Origin of the sequence: Acidipropionibacterium timonense (assembly GCF_900605005.1) — a bacterium.
Classification (GTDB): domain Bacteria; phylum Actinomycetota; class Actinomycetes; order Propionibacteriales; family Propionibacteriaceae; genus Cutibacterium; species Cutibacterium timonense.
Map to the genome: position 1 here is coordinate 1875078 of NZ_LR027558.1, position 25010 is coordinate 1900087.

General features: G+C 70.4%; 19 protein-coding genes. 7 read left to right on the forward strand and 12 right to left on the reverse strand.

Features of this window, described 5'->3' with window-relative positions:
* Positions 1-76: 76 nt before the first annotated feature.
* Positions 77-586 carry an NUDIX hydrolase gene (locus tag E0E30_RS08910; RefSeq protein ID WP_130865963.1) on the reverse strand — a complete coding sequence of 170 codons (510 nt, stop codon included), beginning with the start codon at positions 584-586 and terminating at the stop codon, positions 77-79.
* A gap of 206 nt (positions 587-792) precedes the next feature.
* Here E0E30_RS08910 and E0E30_RS08915 point away from each other — a divergent pair, with 206 nt between their 5' ends.
* Together E0E30_RS08915 and E0E30_RS08920 are read left to right on the forward strand one after the other, a co-directional pair.
* Positions 793-2568 carry an acetyl/propionyl/methylcrotonyl-CoA carboxylase subunit alpha gene (locus E0E30_RS08915; protein ID WP_130865964.1) on the forward strand — a complete coding sequence of 592 codons (1776 nt, stop codon included), beginning with the start codon at positions 793-795 and terminating at the stop codon, positions 2566-2568.
* Between the two features lie 157 nt (positions 2569-2725).
* Complete coding sequence (locus E0E30_RS08920; RefSeq protein ID WP_130866828.1) at positions 2726-3460, forward strand: hypothetical protein; 735 nt, start codon at positions 2726-2728, stop codon at positions 3458-3460.
* 7 nt (positions 3461-3467) lie between these two features.
* On the opposite strand, the gene E0E30_RS08925 is transcribed toward E0E30_RS08920, so the two are convergent.
* A complete protein-coding gene (locus E0E30_RS08925) occupies positions 3468-4871 on the reverse strand; it encodes an NAD(P)H-quinone dehydrogenase (protein ID WP_130865965.1) in 1404 nt (467 codons plus the stop codon).
* A 103-nt stretch (positions 4872-4974) separates the two neighbouring features.
* On the opposite strand from E0E30_RS08925, the gene E0E30_RS08930 reads away from it, so the two are divergent.
* The 5 genes from E0E30_RS08930 (at position 4975) to E0E30_RS08950 (ending at position 11864) form a co-directional block, all read left to right on the forward strand.
* The gene (locus tag E0E30_RS08930; RefSeq protein WP_130865966.1) at positions 4975-5787 is read left to right on the forward strand and encodes a purine-nucleoside phosphorylase; all 813 of its coding nucleotides are present in this window, start codon (positions 4975-4977) and stop codon (positions 5785-5787) included.
* Positions 5788-5822: 35 nt separating this feature from the next.
* The gene (locus E0E30_RS08935) at positions 5823-7523 is read left to right on the forward strand and encodes a phospho-sugar mutase (RefSeq protein WP_130865967.1); all 1701 of its coding nucleotides are present in this window, start codon (positions 5823-5825) and stop codon (positions 7521-7523) included.
* Positions 7524-7595: 72 nt separating this feature from the next.
* Entirely contained in the window at positions 7596-9488 is a 1893-nt protein-coding gene (locus E0E30_RS08940; RefSeq protein WP_130865968.1) for a DUF2207 domain-containing protein, read from the forward strand.
* A gap of 72 nt (positions 9489-9560) precedes the next feature.
* Entirely contained in the window at positions 9561-10160 is a 600-nt protein-coding gene (locus E0E30_RS08945; protein ID WP_130865969.1) for a uridine kinase family protein, read from the forward strand.
* A 51-nt stretch (positions 10161-10211) separates the two neighbouring features.
* Complete coding sequence (locus E0E30_RS08950; RefSeq protein WP_245306557.1) at positions 10212-11864, forward strand: MFS transporter; 1653 nt, start codon at positions 10212-10214, stop codon at positions 11862-11864.
* A gap of 190 nt (positions 11865-12054) precedes the next feature.
* Here E0E30_RS08950 and metG read toward each other — a convergent pair whose 3' ends face one another.
* The 10 genes from metG to E0E30_RS09000 form a co-directional block, all read right to left on the reverse strand.
* Positions 12055-13836, reverse strand: a complete 1782-nt coding sequence (gene metG, locus E0E30_RS08955; RefSeq protein WP_130865970.1) for a methionine--tRNA ligase — start codon at positions 13834-13836, stop codon at positions 12055-12057.
* Positions 13837-13912: 76 nt separating this feature from the next.
* Positions 13913-15136 (reverse strand): polysaccharide deacetylase family protein, encoded by a 1224-nt coding sequence (locus E0E30_RS08960; RefSeq protein ID WP_130865971.1) that lies wholly within the window; start codon positions 15134-15136, stop codon positions 13913-13915.
* Between the two features lie 57 nt (positions 15137-15193).
* Positions 15194-16126 carry an RNase H family protein gene (locus E0E30_RS08965; protein WP_130865972.1) on the reverse strand — a complete coding sequence of 311 codons (933 nt, stop codon included), beginning with the start codon at positions 16124-16126 and terminating at the stop codon, positions 15194-15196.
* Positions 16123-16521: a cytidine deaminase gene (locus E0E30_RS08970; protein WP_130865973.1), complete on the reverse strand. Its 399-nt coding sequence runs from the start codon at positions 16519-16521 to the stop codon at positions 16123-16125. The genes E0E30_RS08965 and E0E30_RS08970 overlap by 4 nt, the downstream gene beginning before the upstream one ends.
* Before the next feature lies 1 nt (position 16522).
* Entirely contained in the window at positions 16523-17803 is a 1281-nt protein-coding gene (locus E0E30_RS08975; RefSeq protein ID WP_411914028.1) for an ABC transporter permease, read from the reverse strand.
* A gap of 98 nt (positions 17804-17901) precedes the next feature.
* Positions 17902-19260 carry an ABC transporter permease gene (locus tag E0E30_RS08980; RefSeq protein ID WP_130865975.1) on the reverse strand — a complete coding sequence of 453 codons (1359 nt, stop codon included), beginning with the start codon at positions 19258-19260 and terminating at the stop codon, positions 17902-17904.
* On the reverse strand, positions 19257-20897 hold the full coding sequence (locus E0E30_RS08985) for an ABC transporter ATP-binding protein (RefSeq protein WP_411913999.1): 1641 nt from the start codon (positions 20895-20897) through the stop codon (positions 19257-19259). Before E0E30_RS08985 ends, E0E30_RS08980 begins: the two co-directional genes overlap by 4 nt.
* Positions 20898-21041: 144 nt before the next feature.
* Complete coding sequence (locus E0E30_RS08990; RefSeq protein WP_210115810.1) at positions 21042-22175, reverse strand: BMP family lipoprotein; 1134 nt, start codon at positions 22173-22175, stop codon at positions 21042-21044.
* A 133-nt stretch (positions 22176-22308) separates the two neighbouring features.
* Entirely contained in the window at positions 22309-23526 is a 1218-nt protein-coding gene (locus E0E30_RS08995) for a phosphotransferase (RefSeq protein ID WP_130865976.1), read from the reverse strand.
* Positions 23523-24935, reverse strand: a complete 1413-nt coding sequence (locus E0E30_RS09000) for a hemolysin family protein (RefSeq protein WP_130865977.1) — start codon at positions 24933-24935, stop codon at positions 23523-23525. Before E0E30_RS09000 ends, E0E30_RS08995 begins: the two co-directional genes overlap by 4 nt.
* Positions 24936-25010: the final 75 nt, after the last annotated feature.

Genomic DNA, 25010 nt, shown 5'->3' on the forward strand with positions numbered 1-25010 from the left:
GGCCCAGCGGTGGGCCGCGCACGGACACACGCACCACGAGCCGGAGCGCGCGACCGGCACACTCGCACCGTCGTCCTCAGCGGCCGGTGGTCGGTACCCCACGCTCGGTCATGAAGGGCTCGCCGGCCGGCGCCAGGGCGGCTGCCACGGTCCGGGCGTGCTGATCGCCCATCGGCATCGGCGGCAGGGCGTCGACCGGGAACCATCCCACGGCACTCGACTCGTCGTCGCCGACCTCGGGCTCGCCGCCGACCCACCGGCAGACGAAGGCATGATCGAGGAACTGGCAGCGGTCCCCGTTGGGATAGGTCATCGCGGGCCCGGCGTTGAGCCCGAGGAACCGCTCGACCTCGATGTCGACGCCGGCCTCCTCCCTGGCCTCGCGCACGACGGTGCGGTCGGGGCACTCCCCCGGTTCGACGATGCCGCAGATCGGGGTCCAGACACCGGTGTCGGACCGCCGCACCATGAGCAGCTCGCGGCGCTCCTCGGGGCCACGCAGGACGACGCCGATCGCCCCGGACAGCCACAGCAGGTCGTGGCCGACGGTGCGGCGCAGGGACGTGATGAACTCCGGTGTCGGCATGACCCCACCCTAGTGAGGCTGCGGCCCGGCCAGCGTCCGGTCCTGCGCCACCCTGTCCGCACCCCATGACCGCAATGTGGCACCGGATCCGCCCCGACCCGAGTTCGCGACGTTCACACCCCGACTTGCGCCACATTGCCGTCACCCAGCCCATAGACTGATCGGGCAGGGGACCAACCCGCGACATTCCGGGAGATGGAGGCATGGTGGCCAGGACCATTCGACGCGTGCTCATCGCGAACCGGGGCGAGATCGCGGTGCGGGTGATCCGCGCCGCCAAGGACTGCGGGATCACCTCGGTCGCCGTCTACGCCGACTCCGATTCCGAGAGCCTCTTCGTCAAGCTCGCGGACGAGGCCTACGCGCTCAACGGCACGACCCCCGCCCAGACCTACCTCGACGTCGAGAAGATCCTCGACATCGCTCGTCGCGCCGAGGTCGACGCGATCCATCCCGGCTACGGATTCCTCTCCGAGAACGCCGACTTCGCCCAGGCCGTCATCGACGCCGGCATCATCTGGGTGGGGCCGCCGCCGGAGGCCATCCGATCCCTCGGCGACAAGGTGCAGGCCCGCCACATCGCCCAGAAGGTCGGCGCTCCCCTCGTCCCCGGCACCCCCGATCCCGTGGCCGACGCCGACGAGGTCGTCGCCTTCGCCCGAGAGCACGGCCTGCCCATCGCCATCAAGGCTGCCTTCGGCGGTGGCGGACGAGGCCTCAAGGTGGCCCGGCGGATGGACGAGGTCGCCGAGCTCTACGAGTCGGCGGTCCGCGAGGCCGTCACCGCGTTCGGGCGCGGCGAGTGCTTCGTCGAGCGCTACCTCGACCGCCCGCGCCACGTCGAGACCCAGTGTGTCGCCGACCAGTACGGCGTCGTCCAGATCATCTCGACCCGCGACTGCTCCCTCCAGCGGCGCCACCAGAAGCTCGTCGAGGAGGCCCCGGCCCCGTTCCTCAGCCAGGAGCAGATCGATCGGCTCTACTCCTCCTCCAAGGCCATCCTCAAGGAGGCCGGATACGTCGGCGCGGGCACCTGTGAGTTCCTTGTGGGCCAGGACGGCACGATCAGCTTCCTCGAGGTCAACACCCGGCTCCAGGTGGAGCACCCGGTGTCCGAGGAGGTCGCCGGCGTCGACCTCGTGCGGCTCATGTTCCACGTCGCGCAGGGCGGTCACCTCGAGGACCGTGACCCGCAGCTGCGTGGGCACTCCATCGAGTTCCGGATCAACGCCGAGGACCCCGGACTGGGCTTCATGCCCGCCCCGGGCACCCTCACCGCCTGGCTGCCGCCGACGGGCCCCGGAGTGCGGGTCGACGAGGGCTACCACGCCGGCATGACGGTGCCGGGAGCCTTCGACTCGCTCATCGGCAAGCTCATCGTCACCGGCGCCGACCGCGCGCAGGCCATCGAGCGTGCCCGCCGCGCCCTCGACGAGATGGTCATCGAGGGCATGCCCACCGTCATCCCCTTCGACCGGGTCGTCGTCCGCGAGCCGGCCTTCACCGCCGAGGACGGCACCTTCGGCGTCTTCACCGACTGGATCGAGACCGATTTCCGCAACGAGATCGACTCCTACACCGGAGATCTGGGCAACCCCGAGGAGACCGACCCCCCGCGCACGGTCGTCGTCGAGGTCAACGGCAAGCGGGTCGAGGTGCGCCTGCCCGCCTCCCTCCAGGCCCCGCGGCAGGGGTCGACGACCCGCTCGAAGCGGCCGACGAAGCGCTCCCGGGGTGGGCATCGGCCCGCCCAGCCGTCCGGCAACGCCCTGGCCAGCCCCATGCAGGGCACCATCGTCAAGGTGAGCGTCGTCGAGGGCGAGGAGGTCTCCGAGGGAGACCAGATCGTCGTTCTCGAGGCCATGAAGATGGAGCAGCCCCTGGTCGCGCACCGGGCCGGCATCATCCGCAACCTCATCGCCGAGCCGGGCACGACTGTCGCCTCCGGCGAGGTCATCTGCGAGATCACCGACCCGTCCTGACCCAGCGCACCCCTGCTCGCGGACCCGGGGTCCTCGAGCAGGGTCCGCGGAGGCCCGCCCGTCCCTCGATCCTGTGATGTCCCTGTGTCATCGCTCCGATCGCTGACCGCGAGTTGAGGCCCCTCCCCCCGGGCGGCATAGTGGTTTCATGCCGTTCATGTTGGGCCAGTTCCTCATCCTCGCACTCTTCGTGCTGGGGGCAGTGACGACCTTCTCGGCCCTGTCCCGATCCCAGCACCAGGCACGCGCCCTCGAGGCCGAGCGGGCGAAGGCGATCGAGGCCCAGGTGAACCGCATCCGGGGGGCCGCGGAGGACGACGTCACCTCCTTCGGCGAGGCGCTGCGCCAGCTGGACCTCGAGGTGGCGGGCTCGGAGCTGTCCGACGAGGCCCGTCAGGACTGGTCGCACGCCCTGGACTGCTACGACCGCGCCAAGACCCTGCTGGCCCAGGACAAGGGCACCGGCCAGGTGACCCTCGTCACCGAGGCCCTCGAGGAGGGACGCCACGCCATCGCCTGTGTCAAGGCGCGGGCGGCTGGCCAGCCGGTGCCGCAGATGCGTCCCCCGTGCTTCTTCGACCCGGCCCACGGCCCCTCGACCACCGACATCATGTGGGCCCCCGACGGCGGCGTCGCCCGCAAGGTGCCGGCGTGCCAGGCCGACGCCACCCGTGTCCAGCAGGGCCGCTCGCCGTGGATCCGGACCGTCGCCGTCAACGGCAGCCAGGTGCCGTACTGGCAGGCGGGTCAGGACTACGCCCCGTGGATCCAGGGCTACTCCCGCCGCTACGAGACGAATCCGGTCGTCACCGGCCTGGCCATCGGCGGGTTGGGGGCGCTGGGGCTGGGACTCTTCGGGGCACTCTTCGACGACGGCCCATTCGGCCCCTGATCCGGCCTCAGTCCCCGTCGCGGGAGATGAGCGCCTCGAGGCGTCGCGCCGCCTCCGACATCGACCCCGACATCGACGGGTAGACGGTGAAGTCGTGCTGGAAGGCGTCGACCGGGATCCGCTCGGCCACCGCGATGGACACCGGGTGGATGAGCTCGGAGGCCCGGGGAGCCACGACGACCCCACCGATGATGTTGCCGGTGGCGGGTCGGCAGAAGAGCTTGACGAAACCGTCGCGCACTCCCTGCATCTTGGCCCGCGGATTGGTCGCCAGCGGCATCGTCACGACCCGAGCCGGCACCTTGCCGGCGTCGACGGCCCGCTGGGTGACGCCGACCGTGGCGATCTCGGGGGCGGTGAAGACGTTGGAGGCGACCAATCGCAGGTCGAGCGGCTGGACGGCCTGACCCAGGGCGTGCCACACGGCGATCCGGCCCTGCATGGCGGCCACCGAGGCCAGGGCGAACACCCCGGTGCAGTCACCGGCGGCGTACACCCCCGGAGCGCTCGTGCGCGACACCCGGTCGACGAGGACGTGGCCGCGATCACCCAGGGCCACCCCGGCGTTCTCCAGTCCCAGGCCGGTGGTGTTCGGCGTCGAGCCGACCGCCATGAGGCAGTGCGACCCGGTGACGGTGCGTCCGTCCTCGAGGCCGACGACGACCTCGTCACCGTGCCGGGTGGCCGAGACCGCCCTGGACCGCGAGAGGATCGTCATGCCCCTCGACTCGAAGACGGCCTGGAGGACGGCTCCGGCGTCGGCGTCCTCCCCCGGGAGCACCTGGTCGCGGGAGGAGACGAGGGTGACCCGGCAGCCGAGGGCGTCGTAGGCGGAGGCGAACTCGGCCCCGGTGACGCCCGAACCGACGACGACGAGGTGCTCGGGCAGCTCGGTGAGTCCGTAGAGCTGCTTCCAGTTGAGGATCCGCTCCCCGTCGCAGCGGGCCGCCGGCAGCTCGCGCGGCGTGGTGCCGGTGGCCACGAGGACGAGGTCGGCGGCGAACACCCCCGACTCGGCCCCGGTGACCCGCACGGTGCGGGCGTCGACGAGCTCCCCGCGGCCCTGGACGAGCCGGACCCCCAGGGCCTGCAGCCGCTCGGTGATGTCCCGCGACTGGGCCCGGGCGAGGTCGAGGACCCGCCGGTTGACGACCTCGAGATCGACCTCGAAGGCCTCGGCGGGGTCGGCCCCGGCACCACGCGCGCGGATACCCAGCTCGCAGGCACTGCGCATGGTCGACATGACCTCGGCGGTCGCGATGAGGGTCTTCGACGGCACGCAGTCGGTGAGGACCGCCGAACCGCCCGGCCCGACCTCCTCGACGAGGGTCACGTCCACCCCGTAGGTCGCCGCGACGAGGGCGGCCTCGTAGCCGCCGGGTCCACCACCGATGATCACCATTGACGTCACGGGGGCATTGTGTCAGATCGACCGCCCTGCCCACAGCTTCTCGGGGGCGGGCAACTGCTCCCCGAAACCTGGCCACGTTCGCCGTACCTCTACAGTGGCACCCATGACCGATGAGCTGCTCACCGACCCCGTCCAGGCCGCCAGGACGGCCGCCGCCACCATCACCGACCGCACCGGTGTCGACCACGCCGACGTCGCCCTCGTCCTCGGCTCGGGCTGGTCGAGTGGCGCCACCCGACTCGGCGAGGTGCTGTCGACCGTTCCGCTCGAGCAGATCCCCGGGTTCAGCGCCCCCGTCGTCGCCGGTCACGGTGGCGACCTCCTCGTCATCCGGTTGGCCTCCGGGAGGACCGCCCTGGTCCTCACCGGACGGACGCACCTGTACGAGGGCCGCGGTGTCGCCCCGGTGGTCCACGGCGTGCGCACCGTCGCCGCCCTGGGGGTCACGACGCTCGTCCTCACCAACGGCTGCGGCGGCCTGGACCGACGCTGGGGCCCGGGCACCGTCGTCGCCATCCGCGACCACATCAACCTCACCGGCACGACGCCCCTGGTCGGGCCGACCTTCATCGACATGTCGACGACGTGGACGCCCGCTCTCCTCGACCTCGTCCACCGGATCGACCCCGAGATCCCCACCGGGGTGTACGCCCAGTTCCACGGGCCCGCCTACGAGACCCCCGCCGAGGTGCGGATGGCCGGCGTCATGGGTGCCGATCTCGTCGGGATGTCGACCGCCCTGGAGGCCATCGCTGCCCGCGAGGCCGGTCTCGACCTGCTCGGCCTGTCCCTGGTGACCAACCATGCGGCCGGCGTGAGCCCCGACCCCCTCGACCATGCCGAGGTCATCGCCGCCGGGAAGGCGGCCGCGCCGCGACTGGCCGATCTGCTCTCCCGCATCGTCGCGGCCCTGTGAGCCGACCCACACCCCACCCCGAAAGGACCACCCACATGCCCCCGAGCCCCACCCCGTCCCCGAACCCTGCGCGGGCACTGAACCCTGCCAGGATCACCGAGGTCGAACGCTGGCTCGCCCAGGATCCGGACGAGGCCACCCGGGCCGAGCTGTCGACCCTCCTCGAGCGGGCCCGGGCCGGAGAGGAGGAGGCGGTGGACGCCATCGAGGCCGCCTTCGCCGGCCCGCTCACCTTCGGCACCGCCGGCCTGCGCGCCGCTCTCGGCCCCGGACCGGCGCGGATGAACCGGGTCGTCGTCCAGCAGGCAGCCGCCGGGTTCGCCGCCTGGCTGCGCGAGCACGGCCACGAGTCCGGCTCGGTCGTCATCGGTTTCGACGCCCGCCACAACTCCGACGTCTTCGCCCGCGACACGGCCGAGATCATGGCCGGAGCCGGGTTCCACGCCCTCCTGGCCGATTCCCCCGTCCCCACCCCGGTCACCGCCTTCGGGATCGGCCACCACGGGGCCATCGCCGGGGTCATGGTCACGGCCTCGCACAACCCGCCGGCCGACAACGGCTACAAGGTGTACCTGGGCGACGGTTCGCAGATCGTGCCACCCACCGACACCGAGATCGCCGCGCACATCGCCACCGTCGCCCAGCAGCCGGTGAGCCTCATCCCCCGGGGCGACGACATCGAACTCATCGGCGACGAGCTCATCGACGCCTACGTCGCCCGGGCGGCCGAGCTCGCCGGGCAGGTGCCTCACGACGTCACCTGGGTGTACACCGCCATGCACGGGGTGGGGACGCGGGTCGTCCGGCGTCTCGTCGAGCGGGCCGGACTGCCCGATTTCGTCGGCGTCGCCGAGCAGCTCGACCCCGACCCCGACTTCCCCACCGTCTCCTTCCCCAACCCGGAGGAGCCCGGGGCCCTCGACCTGGCCCTCGACCTGGCCCGCCGGAAGGACGCCGATGTCATCATCGCCTCCGACCCCGACGCCGACCGCTGCGCAATGGCCGCCGTCATCGACGGCCAGTGGCGCATGCTCACCGGCGACGAGCTCGGCACCCTCCTGGGTGACGACGCCCTGCGTCGCGGGGTGCACGGCGTCTACGCCAACTCCATCGTCTCCTCGACGGCCCTGGCGACCCTGGCGAGGGCCGCGGGGCAGGAACACCGGACGACGCTCACCGGGTTCAAGTGGATCGGCCGGGTCCCCGGGCTCGTCTTCGGCTACGAGGAGGCCATCGGCTACTGCTGCGACCCCTCGCACGTCCCCGACAAGGACGGCATCACCGCCCTGGCGACGATCCTCCAGCTCGTCGGCAGGCTGCGGTCCGAGGGCCGGACGGTCGCCGACCGGCTCGACGACATCTGGCGCACCCACGGACTGCACCGCACCTCGCAACTGGCGGTGCGGGTCACCGACATGTCGATCATCTCGGGCGCCATGGACCGACTGCGCGCCGAGCCACCGGCGCAGCTGCTGGGCCAGCCGGTGACGGTGCGCGACCTGCTGGCCGCCGACAACGGCTCCGGGCTGCCCCCGCAGAACGCCATCGAGCTCAGCGGCGAACACGTGCACGTCGTCGCCCGCCCCTCGGGCACCGAGCCGAAGCTCAAGGTGTACCTCGAGGTGCGTGCCAGCGCCGAGGAATCATCCGAGGACCTGGCTGGCACGAAGACACGCCTGGACGACGAGATGGTGACCCTGCGCCAGGAGCTGGCGACCGCTCTGGGACTCGGCTGATCCCGGATTCGACCCGGAGGCGCCACCGAGCCGGGCAGGAGGTCGTGGACCCCTGCCCGGTAGCCTTTCTCCATGAGATCGTCCTTCCCCCTTCCCCGGCCCAGGCGTCGGTCCCGGCAGGCCGGCGGCACGCGTGACCATCGTCGCCGGCTCGCCGGACTGCTGGCCCTGCTGGTCACGCTCATCTGTCTCGTCCCGGCGACTGCCGCCCGGGCCGACGACAAGACCCCCAGCGAATGGCGGATCAAGGAGTACGTCGTCAAGGCCGACGTCGACCGGGACGGGGACGCGAACGTCACCGTGGACATGGCCTTCGACTTCGCCAACCACTCCAGGCACGGCCCGTACCTCACCTTCACCGAGCGTCAGGGACTCACCGACGATCCCGACCACTGGCGCCGGCTGTCGTTCACCGGCTTCCGGGCGACGAGCTCGACCGGCGCCGACGCCACCGTCAAGACCGAGCGCAACGAGGGCGCGGTCCTCGTGCGGCTGGGACGCAACGGACGGACCTTCACCGGGGTCCAGCGGTACACCCTCACCTTCACCGTCCACGGACTCATCTCGCTCAACAACGAGAAGAGCCACCTCGACGAGGTGAACTGGAGGGTCTTCGACAACTTCGACGTCCCCATGGACGCCGTCAAGGTCACCCTCACCGGGCCTGCCGACGCCACCCGCACCGCCTGCTACACCAGCGGCCGGACCTGCTCGGCGTCCGCCGACGGCCGGACCATCACCTACTCGGTGGGTTCGGTCGCCCGGCACAAGCCCGTCCAGATCGTCGCCGGGTACCCCGCAGGAACGTTCACCTCGAAGGCGGCCCCGACCCTCACCAAGCGGTACCACCTGGGCAACACCTTCGGTCTGTCGGCGGCCACCGGAGCCGGCACCGTGGGAACGGGGCTGCTCGCCGTCCTCGCCGTGTTGTGGAGCCTTCGTCGCATGGGCCGGGACGAGGAGTTCGCCGGGGTCGCACCGGGCGTCGTCCCGCCGGAGGGCCAACGCACCACCCGACGCCGCGTCCGGGAACCCGAGGTGGCCGTCTCCTTCCGCCCGCCTCAGGGCATGTCCCCGGCGGAGGCCGGTGTCATCGTCGACGGCTCGGCCGACAACGGCGACGTCACCGCGGGAATCCTCGATCTGGCCGTGCGCGGCCACCTCGTCATCACGCCGGTCGGCCAGGACCGCAAGGGCCGCACCGAGGACTGGGAGTTCACCCGGCGTCCCGAGTGCACCGAACCGCTCCGGCCGTGGGAGTCCGAACTGCTCGACGCGTTCTTCGAGTCCGGCTCGAGCCAGTCGACCGCCCATCTGCGCAAGACCAAGGACCTCGACATCCTCGGCCCGACGCGCACGCGCCTCGACGCCCTCACCCACGAACGGGGCTGGTACAAGCGGCAGCCGTCGATGCTGCGCGCCCTCTCGGTGTTTCGTGCGGTGGGGGTCCTGGCCCTGGCCGCGATCGTCACCGTCGCCTGCGCCCTCGCGGGCTGGGGACTGGTGGCCGTCCCCATCGTCCTGGGGGCCCTCGTGTACGCCGCCCTCGCCGTTCTTCGCTCCCCCGGCCGCACCGCCCTGGGCACGGCCGCCAACGACCAGGTGAGGTCGTTCCGCAAGTACCTCACGACGGCCGAGGCCGACCAGATCAGGTTCGAGGAGGGGATCGACGTCTTCAGCCGGTACCTGCCCTGGGCGGTCATCTTCGGCGTCACCGAGCGGTGGGTCAAGGTGTTCCAGGACCTCCAGGCGCGCGGCGTCTACGAGCCCGACTACAGCTGGTACGGCGGCTACTGGACCGGCTACGCCATGGGCGACCTCGGTGGATTCGCCTCGTCGATGGACACCATGACCTCGGCCATGACCTCATCCCTCGAGTCGGCGGCGACCTCGTCGACGAGCAGCTCGGGATCCGGTTTCTCCGGGGGCGGCGGCTTCGGCGGGGGTGGCGGCGGAGGCTGGTGATCCGGCCCCCGAGCCGCGCCCCGGGGCGCGGGGCGCACTGCCGGTCCGGCCCGACCGCTAGACTCTCCCGCCGTGGCGCGCACCATCATCCTTCTGGCCGGACCGTCCGGGTCGGGCAAGTCACGGCTCGTCCGCACGACCTCGCTGCCGCAACTGCGGCTCGATGACTTCTACCGGGACGGTTCGGAGCCCGGACTGCCCCGCCAGCACGGACGGATCGACTGGGACGACGTGCGCACCTGGAACCTCGGGGCGGCGGTCGAGGCCCTGCACACCCTGGCCACCACCGGTCGGGCCGTGACACCGCGATACGACCTGTCCCGGTCCCGGGCCGACGGCACCCACGTCGTCGACCTCGGGCAGGCCAGGGCCCTCGTCGCCGAGGGGATCTTCGCCACCGACCTGCTCGCCCCCTGCCGTGACGCCGGCCTCGACGTCGTCCCGATCTGGCTCGACCGACCCCGCGAGGTGAACTTCGCACGGCGTCTGGTCCGCGACCTGCGCCAGCACCGGAAGGCTCCGTCGGTCCTCGTCCGACGGGGACTCGAGCTACGGGCCCGCGAGCCGAGCCTGCGATCGCGGGCGGTCGCCCTGGGATTCCGGCCGATGAGCATGGGGACGGCCACCCGGGTCGCGCTCGAGGCGATGGGTACCGATCAACCATTTGGATGATGTGGAGGCCCACCGGCGGCCCGTAGCGTCGGGAGTGTCGAAAGGACCGTCGTGACACACTCGCCCTCCACCCCGACCGTCGGGGTTCCCTTTCCCGGCCGCTGGAAGGCCTTGGCCGTGCTGGCCGCCGGGCTGTCGATGATCATCCTCGACGGGACGATCGTCGGGGTCGCCCTGCCGACGATGATCGGGTCGCTGCACCTGGACCTCACCGACGCGCAGTGGGTCAACGCCCTCTACAACGTCATCTTCGCGGCGCTGCTGCTGGGCGCCGGACGCCTCGGCGACCGCATCGGGCGTCGGACCACCTTCGCGGTCGGGGTCGTGCTCTTCGTCGCCGGGTCGCTCCTGGCTGCGCTCGCCGCCGGTGCCGGGACCCTCATCGGGGCGCGGGCCGTCCAGGGTGTCGGTGGGGCACTCGTCCTGCCGGCCACGCTGTCGAGCGTCAATTCCCTGTTCCAGGGACGTGACCGCGCCGCGGCCTTCGGCATCTGGGGGGCCGTCATGAGCGGGATGGCAGCCCTCGGCCCGCTGGCCGGTGGGCTGCTCACCCAGTACGCGTCATGGCGATGGATCTTCTGGGTCAACCTGCCGCTGGGGGCACTCGTCCTGGCAGGCATCGCGGCCTGGGTGCCCCAGACCAAGGGGCGCGCGGCCCTCAAGGGGGTCGATGTCGACGGCCTGCTCACCTCGGCGATCGGGTTCGGGCTCATCGTCTTCGGGCTCATCGAGGCCACCTCCCTGGGCTGGTGGCATCGCACCGGTGAGCTGTCGGTGGGTGCGCTGTCATGGCCGTCGAGCTGGACCCTGTCGCCGGTGCCGGTGGCGATCGGCCTGGGAGCGGTCTTCGTCGTGCTGTTCGTCCTGTGGGAGGGGCATCGGGCGAGGGTGGGGCGGGACGCCCTGCTCGACCTCACGCTCTTCCGGGTCTCGACCTTCACCTGGGGCAATGTCACCGCCGCGACGGTGGCGATCGGTGAGTTCTCACTCATGTTCACCCTGCCGCTCTTCCTCGTCAACGCCCGTGGGCTGTCGACGGTCGTCACCGGCTTCGTCCTGGCCGGGATGGCCCTGGGCGCCTTCATGTCGGGGGCATCGGCCCGGCACCTGGCCGCGCGGATCGGCGCCGCCGGCGTGGTCGTGCTCGGCCTGGGGCTGGAGGTGCTCGGGGTCGGCGCCCTGGCCGGGGTCGTCGCGGCACGGTGGTCACTGTGGGCCCTCATCGCGGCGCTGGTCGTGTACGGCGTCGGTCTCGGCCTGGCCAGCGCCCAGCTGACGAGCACGGTGCTCCACGACATCCCCGAGGACCTGTCGGGCGCCGGATCGGCGACCCAGTCGACCTTCCGTCAGCTCGGCTCGGCGGTGGGTTCGGCCATCGCCGGGTCCGCCCTGGCGGCGGCGATGACGACGTCCCTGCCGCGTGCCCTCGATGCCGTCGGGCACCTACCGGCGGCGGTGGCCGACCAACTCGTCTCGGGCACGAAGAGCTCGGCCGGGTCACTCATCCTTGCGCTGCGCGACGGCGGCGCCAGCTCGGGGATGGGCCGTCAGCTCGGGCCCCAGTACCGCGCGGTGCTCGATGCCCTGGAATCCGGGTTCGCCCATGCCTCGGCCTGGTCCATCGCGGCTTCGGCGGCCTTCCTCGTCCTCGGTCTCGTCGGGTCGCTCATGGTCCTGCGGGCGGACCGCCGGGCGCGAGCCTGAGACCCGGCACCCGAGCCGTCGTGCTGCAATGTGGCACTTCTCGGCTGGGCGGCGCCCGTCACGGACGCCCGACGCCCTCCCGCGCCACATTGCAGTCACCGGGGGCGTGCCGACAGCCGACCGTGCAGGGGTGCAGACGGCCGGCAGCGGGCGAGTGCGTGCGAGCCGGACCCGAATCGACCGGTTCGGCTCAGTCCTGACTGATGGGCGCCCAGGCCGGACCGGTCTGGGCCAGTTCGGGGTCGAGCTTGCGGAAGATCGGTGAGGGCTTGGCCAGCGGGCGTCCCACCTCCACCTCGACGCGACCCCACCTGGCCTGCTCGGAGGCGTAGTCACCCTGGAGCACCGGGTACCCCTCGTCCACCTCGACCAGCTGCGGCTGGGCCGCCCAGACACCGTCGCCACCGAGCGCCTCCCACACCTTCTGGGCGGCATGCGGCATGAACGGGGTGAGCATGGTGTTGCAGTCGCTGACGACCTGCAGGGCCACGTGCAGCACCGTGTCGCGGCGGTCCGGGTCGTCCTTGAGCTTCCACGGTTCCTGGGCGCTGATGTAGGCGTTCGCCAGGCCGACGATCCTCATGACCTCGGTGATGGCGGCCTTGAACCGAGCGTGCTCGAGCGACCCACCGACCTCGTCGAAGGCGGCTGCCGAGGCCTCGAGCAGGTCGCGGTCGGCGTCGGTGAGATCGTGCGCCTGTGGGATGGCGCCGACGTTCTTGTGAGCCATCGAGATCGACCGGTTGACGAGGTTGCCCCATTCATTGGCGAGCTCGAAGTTCACCCGGCGCACGAACTCGTCCCAGGTGAAGTCGGTGTCCTGGTTCTCGGGCCCGGCGACGGCGATGAAGTAGCGCAGGGCGTCGGGCCCGAAGTCGCGCAGGAAGTCGCCGACGAAGATTGTCGCCCCGCGCGAGTTCGACACCTTCGAGCCGCTCATGGTGAGGAACTCGCTGGAGACGATCTCGGTGGGAAGGTCGAGCACACCGATCTCCTCGGACGGCTCGCCGCCCTTGTCGCCCTGACCATTGACCCCCAGGAGGATCCCGGGCCAGATGACCGAGTGGAAGACGATGTTGTCCTTGCCCATGAAGTAGTACGACAGCGCCTCGGGATCCTGCCAGAAGTCCTTCCATGCCTCCGGATCGCCGCTGCGTCGGGCCCACTCGATCGACGCCGAGAGGTACCCGATGACGGCGTCGAACCACACGTAGATCGACTTCATGGGATTGTCCTGCCAGCCTTCGACCGGCACCCGGATGCCCCAGTCGAGGTCGCGGGTGATGGCTCTCGGCCGCAGTTCCTCGAGGAGGTTGTGGGAGAACTTGAGGACATTGGGACGCCAGTCGGTGCGGGTGTCGATCCACGTCGTCAGCGACTGGGCCAGGGCGGGCAGGTCGAGGAAGAAGTGCTCGGTGGTGCGGAACTGCGGAGTTGCGCCGGTCGTCTTCGACCTCGGATCGATGAGGTCGGCCGGGTCGAGCTGGCGGCCGCAGTTGTCGCACTGGTCGCCGCGGGCGTCGTCATAGCCGCACACCGGGCAGGTGCCCTCGATGTAGCGGTCCGGCAGGGTGCGACCGGTGGACGGCTCGAAGGCGCCCATCTCGGACTGCTTGACGAGGTACCCGTTCCTGTACAGGGTGCGGAAGATCTCCTGGGTGACCTCGGCGTGGTTCTCGGTCATCGTTGAGGTGTAGAGGTCGTACGACAGCCCGAGGCCCTGGAGGTCGGAGGCGATGATCCGGTGGTACTTCTCGGCGCACTGCTGGGCCGTCAGCCCCTCCTGATCGGCCTTGACCGAGATGGCGGTGCCGTGGCAGTCCGAGCCGGAGACCATGAGGACCCGGTGCCCCGACATGCGCATGAAGCGGGCGAAGACGTCGGAGGGGACACCGAATCCGGAGACATGGCCGATGTGTCGGGGCCCATTGGCATAGGGCCACGCGACGGCGGCGAGAACGTTGGCACACATGGGTCCGAGTCTATCGACCACAGCGGCGGCCTCATGACAGGGTCAGCCCGCTGCGACCTCCCGATCCGCCCTGCGCTCACAGGTGCCGCCGGCCCCACCGCGGCAGCCGGTGCCGATGGTCGAACACCGCCTCGACGTCGAAGAAGTCGCGGTAGATCTGCGGCGTGTGCCTCATGCCGTAGCCGTCGACGTGGAGGCGGCTCTGGACGAGGAACCCCCGCTCGGGGTGTCGCACGACGGCGGTACGGTCCGACACGTCGCAGATGACGTCGAAGCCGGCGTCCAGGATGACCTTCATGATCGGGCCCGCAGGATCGGCCATCGCCCCGAACGGGGTGATGTACAGCTTCGTGGGGCCGAGGAGGTCACCGGCCTCACGCAGCCACTTCGCCGTGTCGTCGGCCACCCACCGAGGCGTCATCGTCGTGGATCCCAGGTCGATGTGACCGTAGGAGTGGCTGGCGAAGGTCCACCCTCGACGCTTCATGAGGGCGATGACCGGTCTGGCGGCGGCCTGTTGTGCGGCTCGGTCGTGTTCGTGGCGGTCGGTCCGGTAACCGAGCACTCCCTCGTACCCGGTGAGGGCCAGAGTGCCCGCCGCCCCGCCCAGACTGAACTCGGGGTGGCGGCGCAGGTACTGGTCCAGGTGGCTGACAATGCAGTTCGTGGGGTCCTCGAGGGCCCGACCGGTCCGCGGGTCGGTGCCGACGCACGAGAGATGCCCGGTGCGGTCGACGACGATGCGGTCCATGAACCCCTTGCCGAGAAGGAACCGGTTGAAGCTGAGGTCGTCGATCGACAGGACGAGTGGCCGATGTCCCCGGGGGACGCGCAGGTCCGGGTTGGGCACGACCGAACGACCGTCACGCACGAAGCAGTCGGCCAGATCGACGAGGATGTACCGTCGGGCGCGCAGATGGTCGAGCAGCCGGAGCACCTCGTCCTTGGTGAGGTACCAGTCGTCGAAGTCCTGCCCCTCCCGGGACGCGAAGGCCACCTCGGGGAACGGGATCATCTGGTGGAGGAAGAGGTGCTGGACGGTACCTGTGAACCGTTCGAGGGTCACGCCGTCCCAGTGCCGACGCACCGGTTCCCAGTCGTCCGCCGTGGGAACCGACGAGCTGGGTGACGCCGTCGCCGACCGGGATCCCCTCGCCGAGGGACTGGTGCGGCGCTCGGGCCTCCCGGCTCCCTCGCCCGGCGACCCACCGCCTCCGGGCGCGACCTCGGCGCATCCGGCCAACGGGATCGTCGCGGCACCGGCGAGGAGCGCCCGCCTCGACATCGGACGCGGTTCCATGTCAGGTCACCTCCATTCGGTGACGGGACGCTGGACGTCAGATGTCGAATATCTGAATCATCGGTATGTCCCGCCCTCGCGAACGAGGGTACCCTGATGGAACAACAGCCTCCAACCGCCCTGACGTCGTCCCCACACGGAGACCCGCAACGCGATCCGAGCCCCTGACCTCGACCTCCACCGGAGGATGACGGCGTCGTCGGACAGCCGGAGGAGCCCCAGGATCTCGATGCCGACCCTCCTGGGGAGTTCGGTCGCGTCGAACTCGGCGAGCATCCGACCCTTGGTCCACATTCTTCCACTGGCCCCGTGCTCGACGAACCCGTCATCGAGCAACTCGAGATATGCAGCGCGTCGAGCAGCCGGATCGGGGTCGACGAGTCGACGCTCGAGTCGGACCAGTTCGGCGGTGAGGACCTGGTCGGGGCTGGCGGGAGTCTCGGGCAGGTCGAAGAGTTCGGACTGGGCGGGCTCGGCCCGCTCGGGCTCACCCCGGGGCGCAGCCCGGGGAGAGTCGTCGACGGCGTCCGACCCGCCCATGCCGGGGCCCCGATCGACCGGCGTGCCGTCCCGGAAAGCGGTCGCTGCGGCGCGGGCCCGCGTGTCGGCAGCCTCGTTCAAGGCGTGTCCGGCGTGGCCCTTGACCCACTCGAAGGAGACCTTCCGACCACGCAGCTGGCCGTCGATCTGCTCGAGCAGGTCGCGGTTGAGCACCGGCTTGCCGTCGGCCTTGCGCCACCCCTTGCGCTTCCACCCCGGCAGCCACTTGGTGCAGCAGTTGATGGCGTACTGGGAGTCGCACAGGATCGTCAGGGGCTCGTCGAGGTCGGCGGTCGAGCGCAGCAGGTCGAGGACCGCCATGAGCTCGCCCATGTTGTTCGTCCCGCGCGGCCATCCGCCGGCCGCCCAACGGTGGTCATCGACGTACCAGGCCCAGCCCGCCGGCCCCGGGTTGTCGAGGCTCGACCCGTCAGCCGCCGCGACGATCATGACGTCGTCCTCTCGATGTCGGAGACGTCGAAGGCCTGCGGAAGCACCTCGTCCATGGTCCGCACCCCCAGTGGGGTGCGCACCAGCAGATCCGGGCCACCGTGCTCCCACAACAGCTGGCGACACCGACCACACGGCATGATCGGCTCCCCCTGCTCATTGACGCAGGTGAAGGCGACGAGCCGCCCACCCCCTGCTGCAATGTGGTCGCTGATGACGCCGCACTCGGCGCACAGGGTCACCCCGTACCCGGCATTCTCCACATTGCATCCGCTGACGATCCGCCCGTCGTCGACGAGGGCCGCCGCCCCCACCCGGTAGTGCGAGTAGGGGACGTAGGCGCGCGCCGTCATGGCCAGGGCGACGTCGTGCAGTCTCTGCCAGTCGACGTCCATCTCAGTCCTTGATGAAGGGGGTGCCGTCGGCCGCCGGAGCCCGGACCTTGCCGACGAGTCCGGCGACCGCGACGATCGTCGCGACATAGGGCAGCAGGAGGAGGAACTGGCTCGGCATCGGGGTGCCCAGCGGTCCGAGCTCGGTGGCCAGCTGCGTGACGAAACTGAAGAACAGCGCCATGACAGCAGCCAGGCCCGGCTTCCAGCGACCCATGATGAGGGCCGCCAGGGCGATGAAGCCGTTGCCCACGGTGATGTCCTTGGAGAAGGACCCCACGGTGCCGATGGTGAAGTAGGCGCCACCCAGACCGGCGAAGACACCGCCGACGAGCACCGCCGACCACCTCGTCGCCGTCACCGAGATGCCGACGGTGTCGGCCGCCTCGGGGTGCTCCCCCACGGACCGGACGCGCAGCCCCCAGCGGGTGCGCCACAGCAGGAACCACACGAGCGGGATGCACAGGAAGCCGATGTACACGAGGATCGTCTGGTCGAAGAGGATCGGCCCGAGGAAGGGAATCCGCGACAGCCCGGGCAGGGCGATGGGCTCCATGATCGGCGCGGAGTTGAACTTCTCGGCCTCCGGCGACAGCAGCTGATTGAAGAGGAAGCCCGTGAGGCCGGTGGCGAAGAGGTTGACGACGACGCCCATGACGACCTCGTCGACGAGGTACTTGATGGTGAACACCGCGAGCAGGGCGGCCATGAGGATCGCCGCGATGACGGCCGCGACGAGCGCGGCGGTGATCGAGTGGGTCACCGACCCGACGAGCGCCGCGGCGAAGGCCGCGGTGAGCATCTCCCCCTCGATGGCGACGTTGACGACACCGGACCGCTCGCACATGACGCCGCACAGGGCACCGAGCACCAGCGGCGTGGCCAGGGAGATGGTGCCCTGGAACTGGCTGGACACCTGGAAGGGCAGGCTGGCGCCGGCCGCGGCCCAGGTGAGGAAGCCGACGATGACGGCCAGCCCGGCGAGAATGCCCCCGGTGGTCGAGAAGGCCTTGCGAGACCTGCCGAGGAAGAACAGTGCGGCCCCGGCGGCGCAGGCCAGCCCGCTGGCGAGGACGACCGGGAACCCGGGCAGCGAGAGGGTGCCCAGGCTCTGGGTGGCCAGGGCGTCGGCGAACGAGAAGTGCGCGGTGCCGTGGGTGCGCGTCACCAGCCACAGCAGGATGACCGCCATGATGCCGATGAGCACCGAGGTGGAGATGCGGTGGGTGCGGGCCTCGCGGGACTCGACGTGGGCCAGTTCGATCTCGGCGGGGTCGGACGTCATGGAGCCGACCGTCTCGGCGGGGGTCGCGCCCGGTTCGGGAACGGCCAGCCCGGCCTGGTCGGGGTCGGTCGTCGTCGGACGAGGAATCCTGGGAGTCGTCATGCCAGTGCTCCTGTGTGCGGGGTGGTCGGGGCGGTCGCGCTGGCGGAACCTCGACGCCGGTCACGGCGGGTTCGCAGGAACGGCAGGATCGTCTTGACGAGCATCGGCGCCGCCACGAACATGACGATGACCGCCTGGATGACGCTCACGAGGTCGAGGGAGGTCTGGGCCAGGGCCTGCATGCGCAGGCCGCCTTGGTTCATGGCGCCCCAGAAGAGGCCGGCCAGGACGATCCCGAAGGGATTGGATCGACCGAGCAGGGCCACGGTGATGGCGTCGAACCCGATGGTGCCCACCAGGCCGATGGACAACTGGGTGGGCGTCGCCCCGGAGATCGGGCCGAGGGCCACCTCGACGCCGGCCAGACCGGCCAGACCGCCGGAGATGATCATCGTCGTCGCGACGATCGTGCCGGTGTGCATGCCGGCGGTCGCCGAGGCGTGCGGATTGGTGCCGACCGCCTTGATCTGGAAACCCAGTCGGGTGCGCTCGAGGAGCCACCACGTCGCCGCCGCGACGAGCAGGGCCAGGAAGAACCCCAGGTGCAGCTGCGACCCGGCCAGCCGCGGGAAGGTCGCGTTCCAGTCGACCACCGGGGCGATGGGATCGGTCCGTCCGGGCATCTGGAAGGCCTTCGTCGTCAGCAGCCAGGCCAAGGACCCGCTGGCGATGTAGTTGAGCATGATGGTGACGATGACCTCGTTGGCCCCGGCGCGGGCCTTGAGGACGCCGGCGATCCCGCCCCAGACGGCTCCGCCGACGAACCCGGCGATGACCGCCAGGGTGAGGTGGAGCACCAGGGGCAGGGCGTGGAAGTTGAACCCGACCCAGGCCGCCAGGGTCGCCCCGGCGATGGCCTGACCCTGGCCGCCGATGTTGAACAGGCCGGCCTTGAAGCCCAGGCCGATGGCCAGACCGGCGCAGATGAGCGGGGCCGCCTGGGCCGTCGTCGCCGTGATCGCCGTCCACGACCCGAAGGCCCCCTCGAAGAGGGCGACGTAGGCGGCGGAGATCTTCGACCACGAGTCGGTGAGGGCGTCCGGCCGGGAGAAGAGGTAGCTCCATTCCTTGCCGATCGTCGGGTCCGAGACGACCATGATGATCGCCGAGACGACGAAGGCCAGGACGAAGGCGCCGAGGGTCACCCAGACCTCGTTCCATGGGAAGCCGAGGCGGGCACGCTGTTCCTGGAGGGCGGCGGCCTCGTGGGTGCGCACGGGGGTGGTGGGGTCGTCGGTCACGGCCTTCTCGGGCTGCGTCTCCGGAGCCTTCTCAGGCTGGGCCTCCGGAGCCTTCTCAGGCTGCGTCTCCGGAGCCTTCTCAGGCTGGGCGCCAGGGGTGGGGACGCCGGTCATCGCTGTGCCTCCTTCGTGTGGTCCCGGGCTGCCGGCCCGTCATCGGGTTGCGCCACGGCCGCCCGGGCCTCCTCGACACCGAACCCGGCCATCATGAGACCAAGGACGTCGCGCGGGGTACCGGCCGGGACGATCCCGACGATCCGACCTCGGTACATGACGGCTATGCGATCGGCGAGGGCCTCGATCTCATCGAGTTCGGTCGAGACGATGAGGACGGCGGTGCCCTTGTCCCGCTCGGCGACGATGCGCCTGTGCAGGAACTCGATGGCGCCGACGTCGACCCCGCGGGTCGGCTGGGAGGCGACGAGCACGCTCAGCGGGCGGGACAGCTCGCGGGCCAGGACGACCTTCTGCTGGTTGCCGCCGGACAGGGAGGCCACCGGAAGGTCGATCGAGGGAGTGCGGATGTCGAACTCCTCGACGCGGTCACGGGCGTTCCTCCGGATCCGCGCGAGTTGGAGGTTCCCGCGCCGGGTGTACTGGCCGACGTGGTTGAGGACGAGGTTCTCGGCCACGGTGAACGCCCCGACGAAGCCGTCGCGCTGTCGGTCCTCGGGGACGAACCCCAGGCCGGCCTCGATGGTCCGGGCCGGGGCGATGCCGGTGGTCTCGTGGTCGTCGATGCGGACCGTGCCCCGGCTCGGCGCCATGGTGCCGAGGAGTGCCTGGGACAGTTCGGTCTGACCATTGCCCTGGACACCGGCGATGCAGAGGATCTCGCCACCCCTGACCTCGAAGGAGACGTCGTCGACGACGACGGCGCCGGTGTCGTCGGCCACGGTGAGGTGCTCCACCTGGAGGCGGGGCTTGGTGACCTGTGGCTCGTCCTTGTCGACGACGAGCTGGACGGCACGGCCCACCATCATCTCGGCGAGCTCCCCCTCCGACTCGTCCGGCCTGGCCTGACCGACGATCCGCCCACGACGCACCACGGTGATGTCGTCGGCGATGGCCTTGACCTCACGCAGCTTGTGGGTGATGAAGACGATCGCCCGACCCTCGTCGCGCAGGGCCTTCATGACCTCCATGAGCTCGTCGATCTCCTGGGGGGTGAGCACGGCGGTGGGCTCGTCGAAGATGAGGTACTTGGCGTCGTTGGCCAGCGACTTGAGGATCTCGACCCGCTGCTGGACGCCGACCGGCAGGTTCTCGACGACCGAGTCGGGGTCGACCTTGAGGTGGTAGCGGTCGGACAACTGCCGCACCTTGCGCCGGGCCCGCCCCATCGACAGGACACCGGCCGTGGACTCCTCGCGGCCGAGGATGATGTTCTCGGCGACCGTGAAGACGTCGACGAGCATGAAGTGCTGGTGGACCATGCCGATGCCGGCTGCCATGGCCTGCTTCGGGTTGGCGAAGTGCTGCTCGACGCCGTCGATGTACACCGCACCCTCATCGGACTCGAGCAGCCCGTAGAGGATGTTCATGAGGGTCGACTTGCCGGCGCCGTTCTCCCCGAGCAGGCAGTGGATCCGGCCCGGCACGACGTCGAGGTCGATGTGGTCGTTGGCGGTGAGGGTGCCGAAGCGCTTGGTGATGCCGCGCAGGGACAGGCCCTTCTCGGCCGGCGGCGCGCTCATCTCGTCTGCGATGGGCGCCTGGCCCGGGGCGGCCTCGTCGGGAGCAGTGGACATGGGCTGATCCTTCCACGTCGGGAGCCATCGGCTCCCCTCAGGCCACGGCGCGCCGACAGCCCCGGCCGGGGTCGTCGGCGCGCCGTGAGGGATGATTCCGAATCCGTCGGCCCCCGGTCAGCGAACCGGGGACCGACACGACGATCACTTCGGCTGGGCCGTCGAGGTGATGGTGATCTTGCCGGAGGCGATGTCGGACTCGATGGTCTTGAGGTCGGCCTTGACGTCGGCCGGGACCTTCGAGTCGAACTCGTGGAACGGCGAGATGCCGGTGCCCTTGTCCTTGAGGGAGCCGACGTACGGGGTGTTCGAGAAGGACCCGTCCTTGGCGGCCTTGATGGCGTCGTACACGGCGACGTCCATGCCCTTGTAGACGCTGGTGATGATGTTGCTGCAGTAGGTCGGCTGGGTGTTACACCCGTCGGCGTCCACCCAGATGGCGTTGGCCTTGCCGTTGCTCGACTTGACGACCTGGAGGGCACCGTTGCCGGCGTTGCCGGCGACCGGGAAGATGATGTCGGCGCCCTGGTTGATGAGCGTCTGGGCGGTGGTCTTGCCGCCGGCGACGTTCTGGAACGGGTTGGGCTGCGGGACGAACTGGCCGTCCTGCTTCTTCGCGTCCCAGCCGAGCACCTGGACCGACTTCTTCTTCTGCTGGTTGTAGTACTCGACGCCCTGGGCGAAGCCGTCCATGAAGATCGTCACGGTGGGGATCTTCATGCCGCCGTAGGTGCCGACCTTGCCGGTCTTGGTGAGAGCGGCAGCCAGGTAGCCGGCCTCGAAGGAGGACTGGGCGGTGTTGAACACCAGCGGCTTGAGGTTCGACGGGGCGTTCTGCGGCTGGTCGTCGACGATGGCGAACTTCACGTCGGGATTGGCCTTGGCCGTGGCGACGGTGGCGTTCTCGAGGAGGAAGCCGACGGCGACGACGATGTTGCACTTGGCGTCGACCATCGACTTGAGGTTGACGGCATAGTCCTTGTCGTCCTTGGACTCGACCTTGGCCGAGTCGATCTTGAGGTCGGCGACGGCCTTCTCGAGGCCGGCCAGGGAGGTCTGGTTGAAGGACTTGTCGGTGAAGCCGGCGGAGTCGGAGACCATGCAGGCCTTGAAGGAACCGTTGGCGGCGCCGGCACCGCTGGACGACGACATGGCGCTCGACGTCGAGCTGGCCGAGGCCGAGGACGCGGTGTCATTGCCCGGCGCCTGGGCGCAGGCCGACAGGGACAGGGCCAGCGCCGACATGATGGCCGGGATGGCGAGATACTTCTTGTTCACGAACTGCCTCCTGGAGCAGGTCGACACGGTGGAGGGGGCGCCCGCAGGAAGGGGCTCCTCCATCGGGCCCACAAACTGTAACGCGCTCGTGGCCTGTAGGACACCTTGGGGCCGCCCACGAAGGCGGTGTGTCTCACCTGACCTGGTCGACGAGGGCCTGGGCGCCGTCGATCAGATGTCGGGTCGACTCTTGCCAGTCCGGGTCCTGACAACGGTACGGGCCGGTCGCCAAGGAGATGAGCACGGCCGCCGCCCGCAGTCGCAGCTCCACCGGGTCGACCCGCTCGTCGAAGACCGGGACCCACTGCGCCAGCAGGGAGTGCACCCGCGCCGCCTGGCTGGGGTCCATGTGCTGCACCGACGACAGGTGCGCCACGAGGCAGGCCAGATCATCGGCCCGGCGGCCGGGGCCGACGGTGTCGATGTCGAGCAGCCCGACGATCCTGCCGTGCCCGACGTGCAGCTGCCCCTCGTGGAAGTCCCCGTGGGTCGGCTCCCGGCCCGAGTCGATCCCGTCCAGACCGGCCTCGATGGCCCCCGCCAGCCCGGTGAGACGGTCGCCCTCATCGGGCAGGGTCGACGCGACGATGGACGCGTAGTGGCTCACCGACGCCGACCACGGGGCGCGGCGCGGCAGGTCGGCGACCTGCGCCGGCATGGCGTCGAGCAGGTCGATGAGGTCATCGGCCGTGCACGGCGGCTCGGGGTCGAAGACGGCCTCCGACAGCGGAACCCCCGGCCGCTCGGACAGGACGACGAGCCCGTCCGGTCGCGACCCCGCGACGTCGGGCACCGGCAGTCCGGCACGAGCCAGCAGGAGGTGGCGTTCGACGATGTCGTCGAGGGCCCTGGGCCGCACGACCTTGATGTAGAAGGCGACACGGGGGCGTCTCACCTGGACGCGCAGGACGGCGCGGCGTCGGGGCCGGTAGCCGATCATCGACACGGTGAGGCCGGACGGACCCAGCGGCCGCCCGACGGCGTCGATCCGGGTGAGGAACTCCGCCAGCCGGTCGGGATAGGTCGCGGTCGGCAGGGCGGGCAGGTCGGGGTCGTCCGGGTAGAGCCACACCGCGACCCGGCGATCCCCGTCGGCGAAGATCTGTGCGGCGGCGTCGGCGGTCGCCGGGCCGGCCACGCGGGCAGAGACACCGAGCAGTTCGGTGCGCTGTCCGTAGGGCCAGTCGACGCGGGCGCGGTAGGTGGCGGTCGTCGACTGACCGGGGTTGGCGTCGACATGGGAGATCCGCCATGACGCCAGACGTCCCCCGGCGTGGTCGATGGCCGCCTCGAGCAGTCCACCCACGGCCGAGGTCGTCAGCAGCACCGAGCCGTCCGGATCGGCCGTCATGGGGCGGCTCCGGCGGGGCTGCCGGGGTGGGGTTCCTGACCCTGGCGGGCGGTCACCGCCGGCACCTGCCCCACCATGGCGGCTCCGTCGAGTCGACGCAGTCGCAACCAGGCCGCGCGCCGTCCGTCCAGCTCGATGACGGTCAGTTCGACATTGGGCTCGTCGACGGCGTCCTCGTCCTCGGGGGCGTCGACCGCCTCGAGGTGACGGCGGATCTGCGCGCCCTTCGTGGGCACCTCACCGGTCTGGGCCATGAAGTACCCGGCGACGGTGTCGTAGGGACCCTCGGGCAGGATGAGTCCGACCTTGTCGGCGAACTCCTCGAGCGTCATGAGGCCGTCGATGTCACGCAGCCGGGCGTGCATGGCGTCCGAGGGTTCGACGGTGTCGTACTCGTCGGTGATGTCGCCGACGATCTCCTCGACGATGTCCTCGAGGGTGACGATGCCGGCGGTGCCGCCGTACTCGTCGAGGACGATGGCCAGGTGGGACCGGGCCCGGCGCATCTCGGTCATGGCTCGCAGCACCTTGACCGAATCGGGCAGGGAGAGGACGGGGCGCACCAACTGGGCGACCTTGGCGTGACGCTCGGCCGGGTCGAGGTCGAGGAGGTCACGGACGTGGACGAAGCCGAGGATGTGATCGGCCGTGCCCTCGGTCACCGGATAGCGCGAGTGTGATCCGTCGCGGACCACCTGGGCGGCCTGGGATGCGGTGAGGTCCCCGGCGAGGAAGTCGACCTCGGTGCGCGGAACCATGACCTCGCGCAGTGACTTCTGGCCGGCGTCGAAGACGTCGTCGAGGATGTGACGTTCCTCGTCACCGAGGGTGACCGAGGCGGACACCATGGAACGGAGCTCCTCATCGGTGACCTCCTCGCGGGCTGCGTGCGGGTCGCCGCCGAGGATACGCACGAGGAAGTCCGTGGAGACGCCGAGGAACCAGATGATCGGGCGGAAGGCCGAGGCGATCCCGTTGACCAGGGGGCCCAGGGCCAGCGCGAAGGACTCGGCTCGCTGCATGGCCAGGCGCTTGGAGGTGAGCTCCCCCAGGACGATCGAGAAGTACGAGATGACGATCGTGATGAGCACGAGGGAGAGGGTGCTGGCCAGGCCTGACGACATGCCGTGACGCACGAAGACCGGGGCCAGGTGGGTCGACAGGGTCGCGGCTCCGAAGGCTGCCGAGAGGAAGCCGGACAGGGTCACGCCGATCTGGACCGCCGAGAGGAAGCGGTTGGGGTTGCTCGTGAGCTTCTCGATGGCCCGCCCCCGGCTGCCCCGGGACGCGATGAGCTGCTTGACCTGGGTCTCGCGCAGGCTGACCAGGGAGATCTCGGCGGCCGCGAAGACTCCCCCGATGAGGATGAAGACGAGGACCAGGAGGATGTTCGTCGTGACCTCAGACATGCCTCACCCCCGGTCGGTCCGGGGCGGTACTGTCACCCTCCGCGTCGTCGTGGTGTCGAGCCGTTCTCACAGATC

Bases quoted from the DNA above. Each gene is read 5' to 3' on its own strand.
- E0E30_RS08910 (WP_130865963.1), bottom strand. From the start codon at position 586: ATGCCGACACCGGAGTTCATCACGTCCCTGCGCCGCACCGTCGGCCAC.
- E0E30_RS08920 (WP_130866828.1), top strand. From the start codon at position 2,726: ATGTTGGGCCAGTTCCTCATCCTCGCACTCTTCGTGCTGGGGGCAGTG.
- E0E30_RS08930 (WP_130865966.1), top strand. From the start codon at position 4,975: ATGACCGATGAGCTGCTCACCGACCCCGTCCAGGCCGCCAGGACGGCC.
- E0E30_RS08935 (WP_130865967.1), top strand. From the start codon at position 5,823: ATGCCCCCGAGCCCCACCCCGTCCCCGAACCCTGCGCGGGCACTGAAC.
- E0E30_RS08940 (WP_130865968.1), top strand. From the start codon at position 7,596: ATGAGATCGTCCTTCCCCCTTCCCCGGCCCAGGCGTCGGTCCCGGCAG.
- metG (WP_130865970.1), bottom strand. From the start codon at position 13,836: ATGTGTGCCAACGTTCTCGCCGCCGTCGCGTGGCCCTATGCCAATGGG.
- E0E30_RS08960 (WP_130865971.1), bottom strand. From the start codon at position 15,136: ATGGAACCGCGTCCGATGTCGAGGCGGGCGCTCCTCGCCGGTGCCGCG.
- E0E30_RS08965 (WP_130865972.1), bottom strand. From the start codon at position 16,126: ATGATCGTCGCGGCGGCTGACGGGTCGAGCCTCGACAACCCGGGGCCG.
- E0E30_RS08970 (WP_130865973.1), bottom strand. From the start codon at position 16,521: ATGGACGTCGACTGGCAGAGACTGCACGACGTCGCCCTGGCCATGACG.
- E0E30_RS08975 (WP_411914028.1), bottom strand. From the start codon at position 17,803: ATGACGTCCGACCCCGCCGAGATCGAACTGGCCCACGTCGAGTCCCGC.
- E0E30_RS08980 (WP_130865975.1), bottom strand. From the start codon at position 19,260: ATGACCGGCGTCCCCACCCCTGGCGCCCAGCCTGAGAAGGCTCCGGAG.
- E0E30_RS08985 (WP_411913999.1), bottom strand. From the start codon at position 20,897: ATGTCCACTGCTCCCGACGAGGCCGCCCCGGGCCAGGCGCCCATCGCA.
- E0E30_RS08995 (WP_130865976.1), bottom strand. From the start codon at position 23,526: ATGACGGCCGATCCGGACGGCTCGGTGCTGCTGACGACCTCGGCCGTG.
- E0E30_RS09000 (WP_130865977.1), bottom strand. From the start codon at position 24,935: ATGTCTGAGGTCACGACGAACATCCTCCTGGTCCTCGTCTTCATCCTC.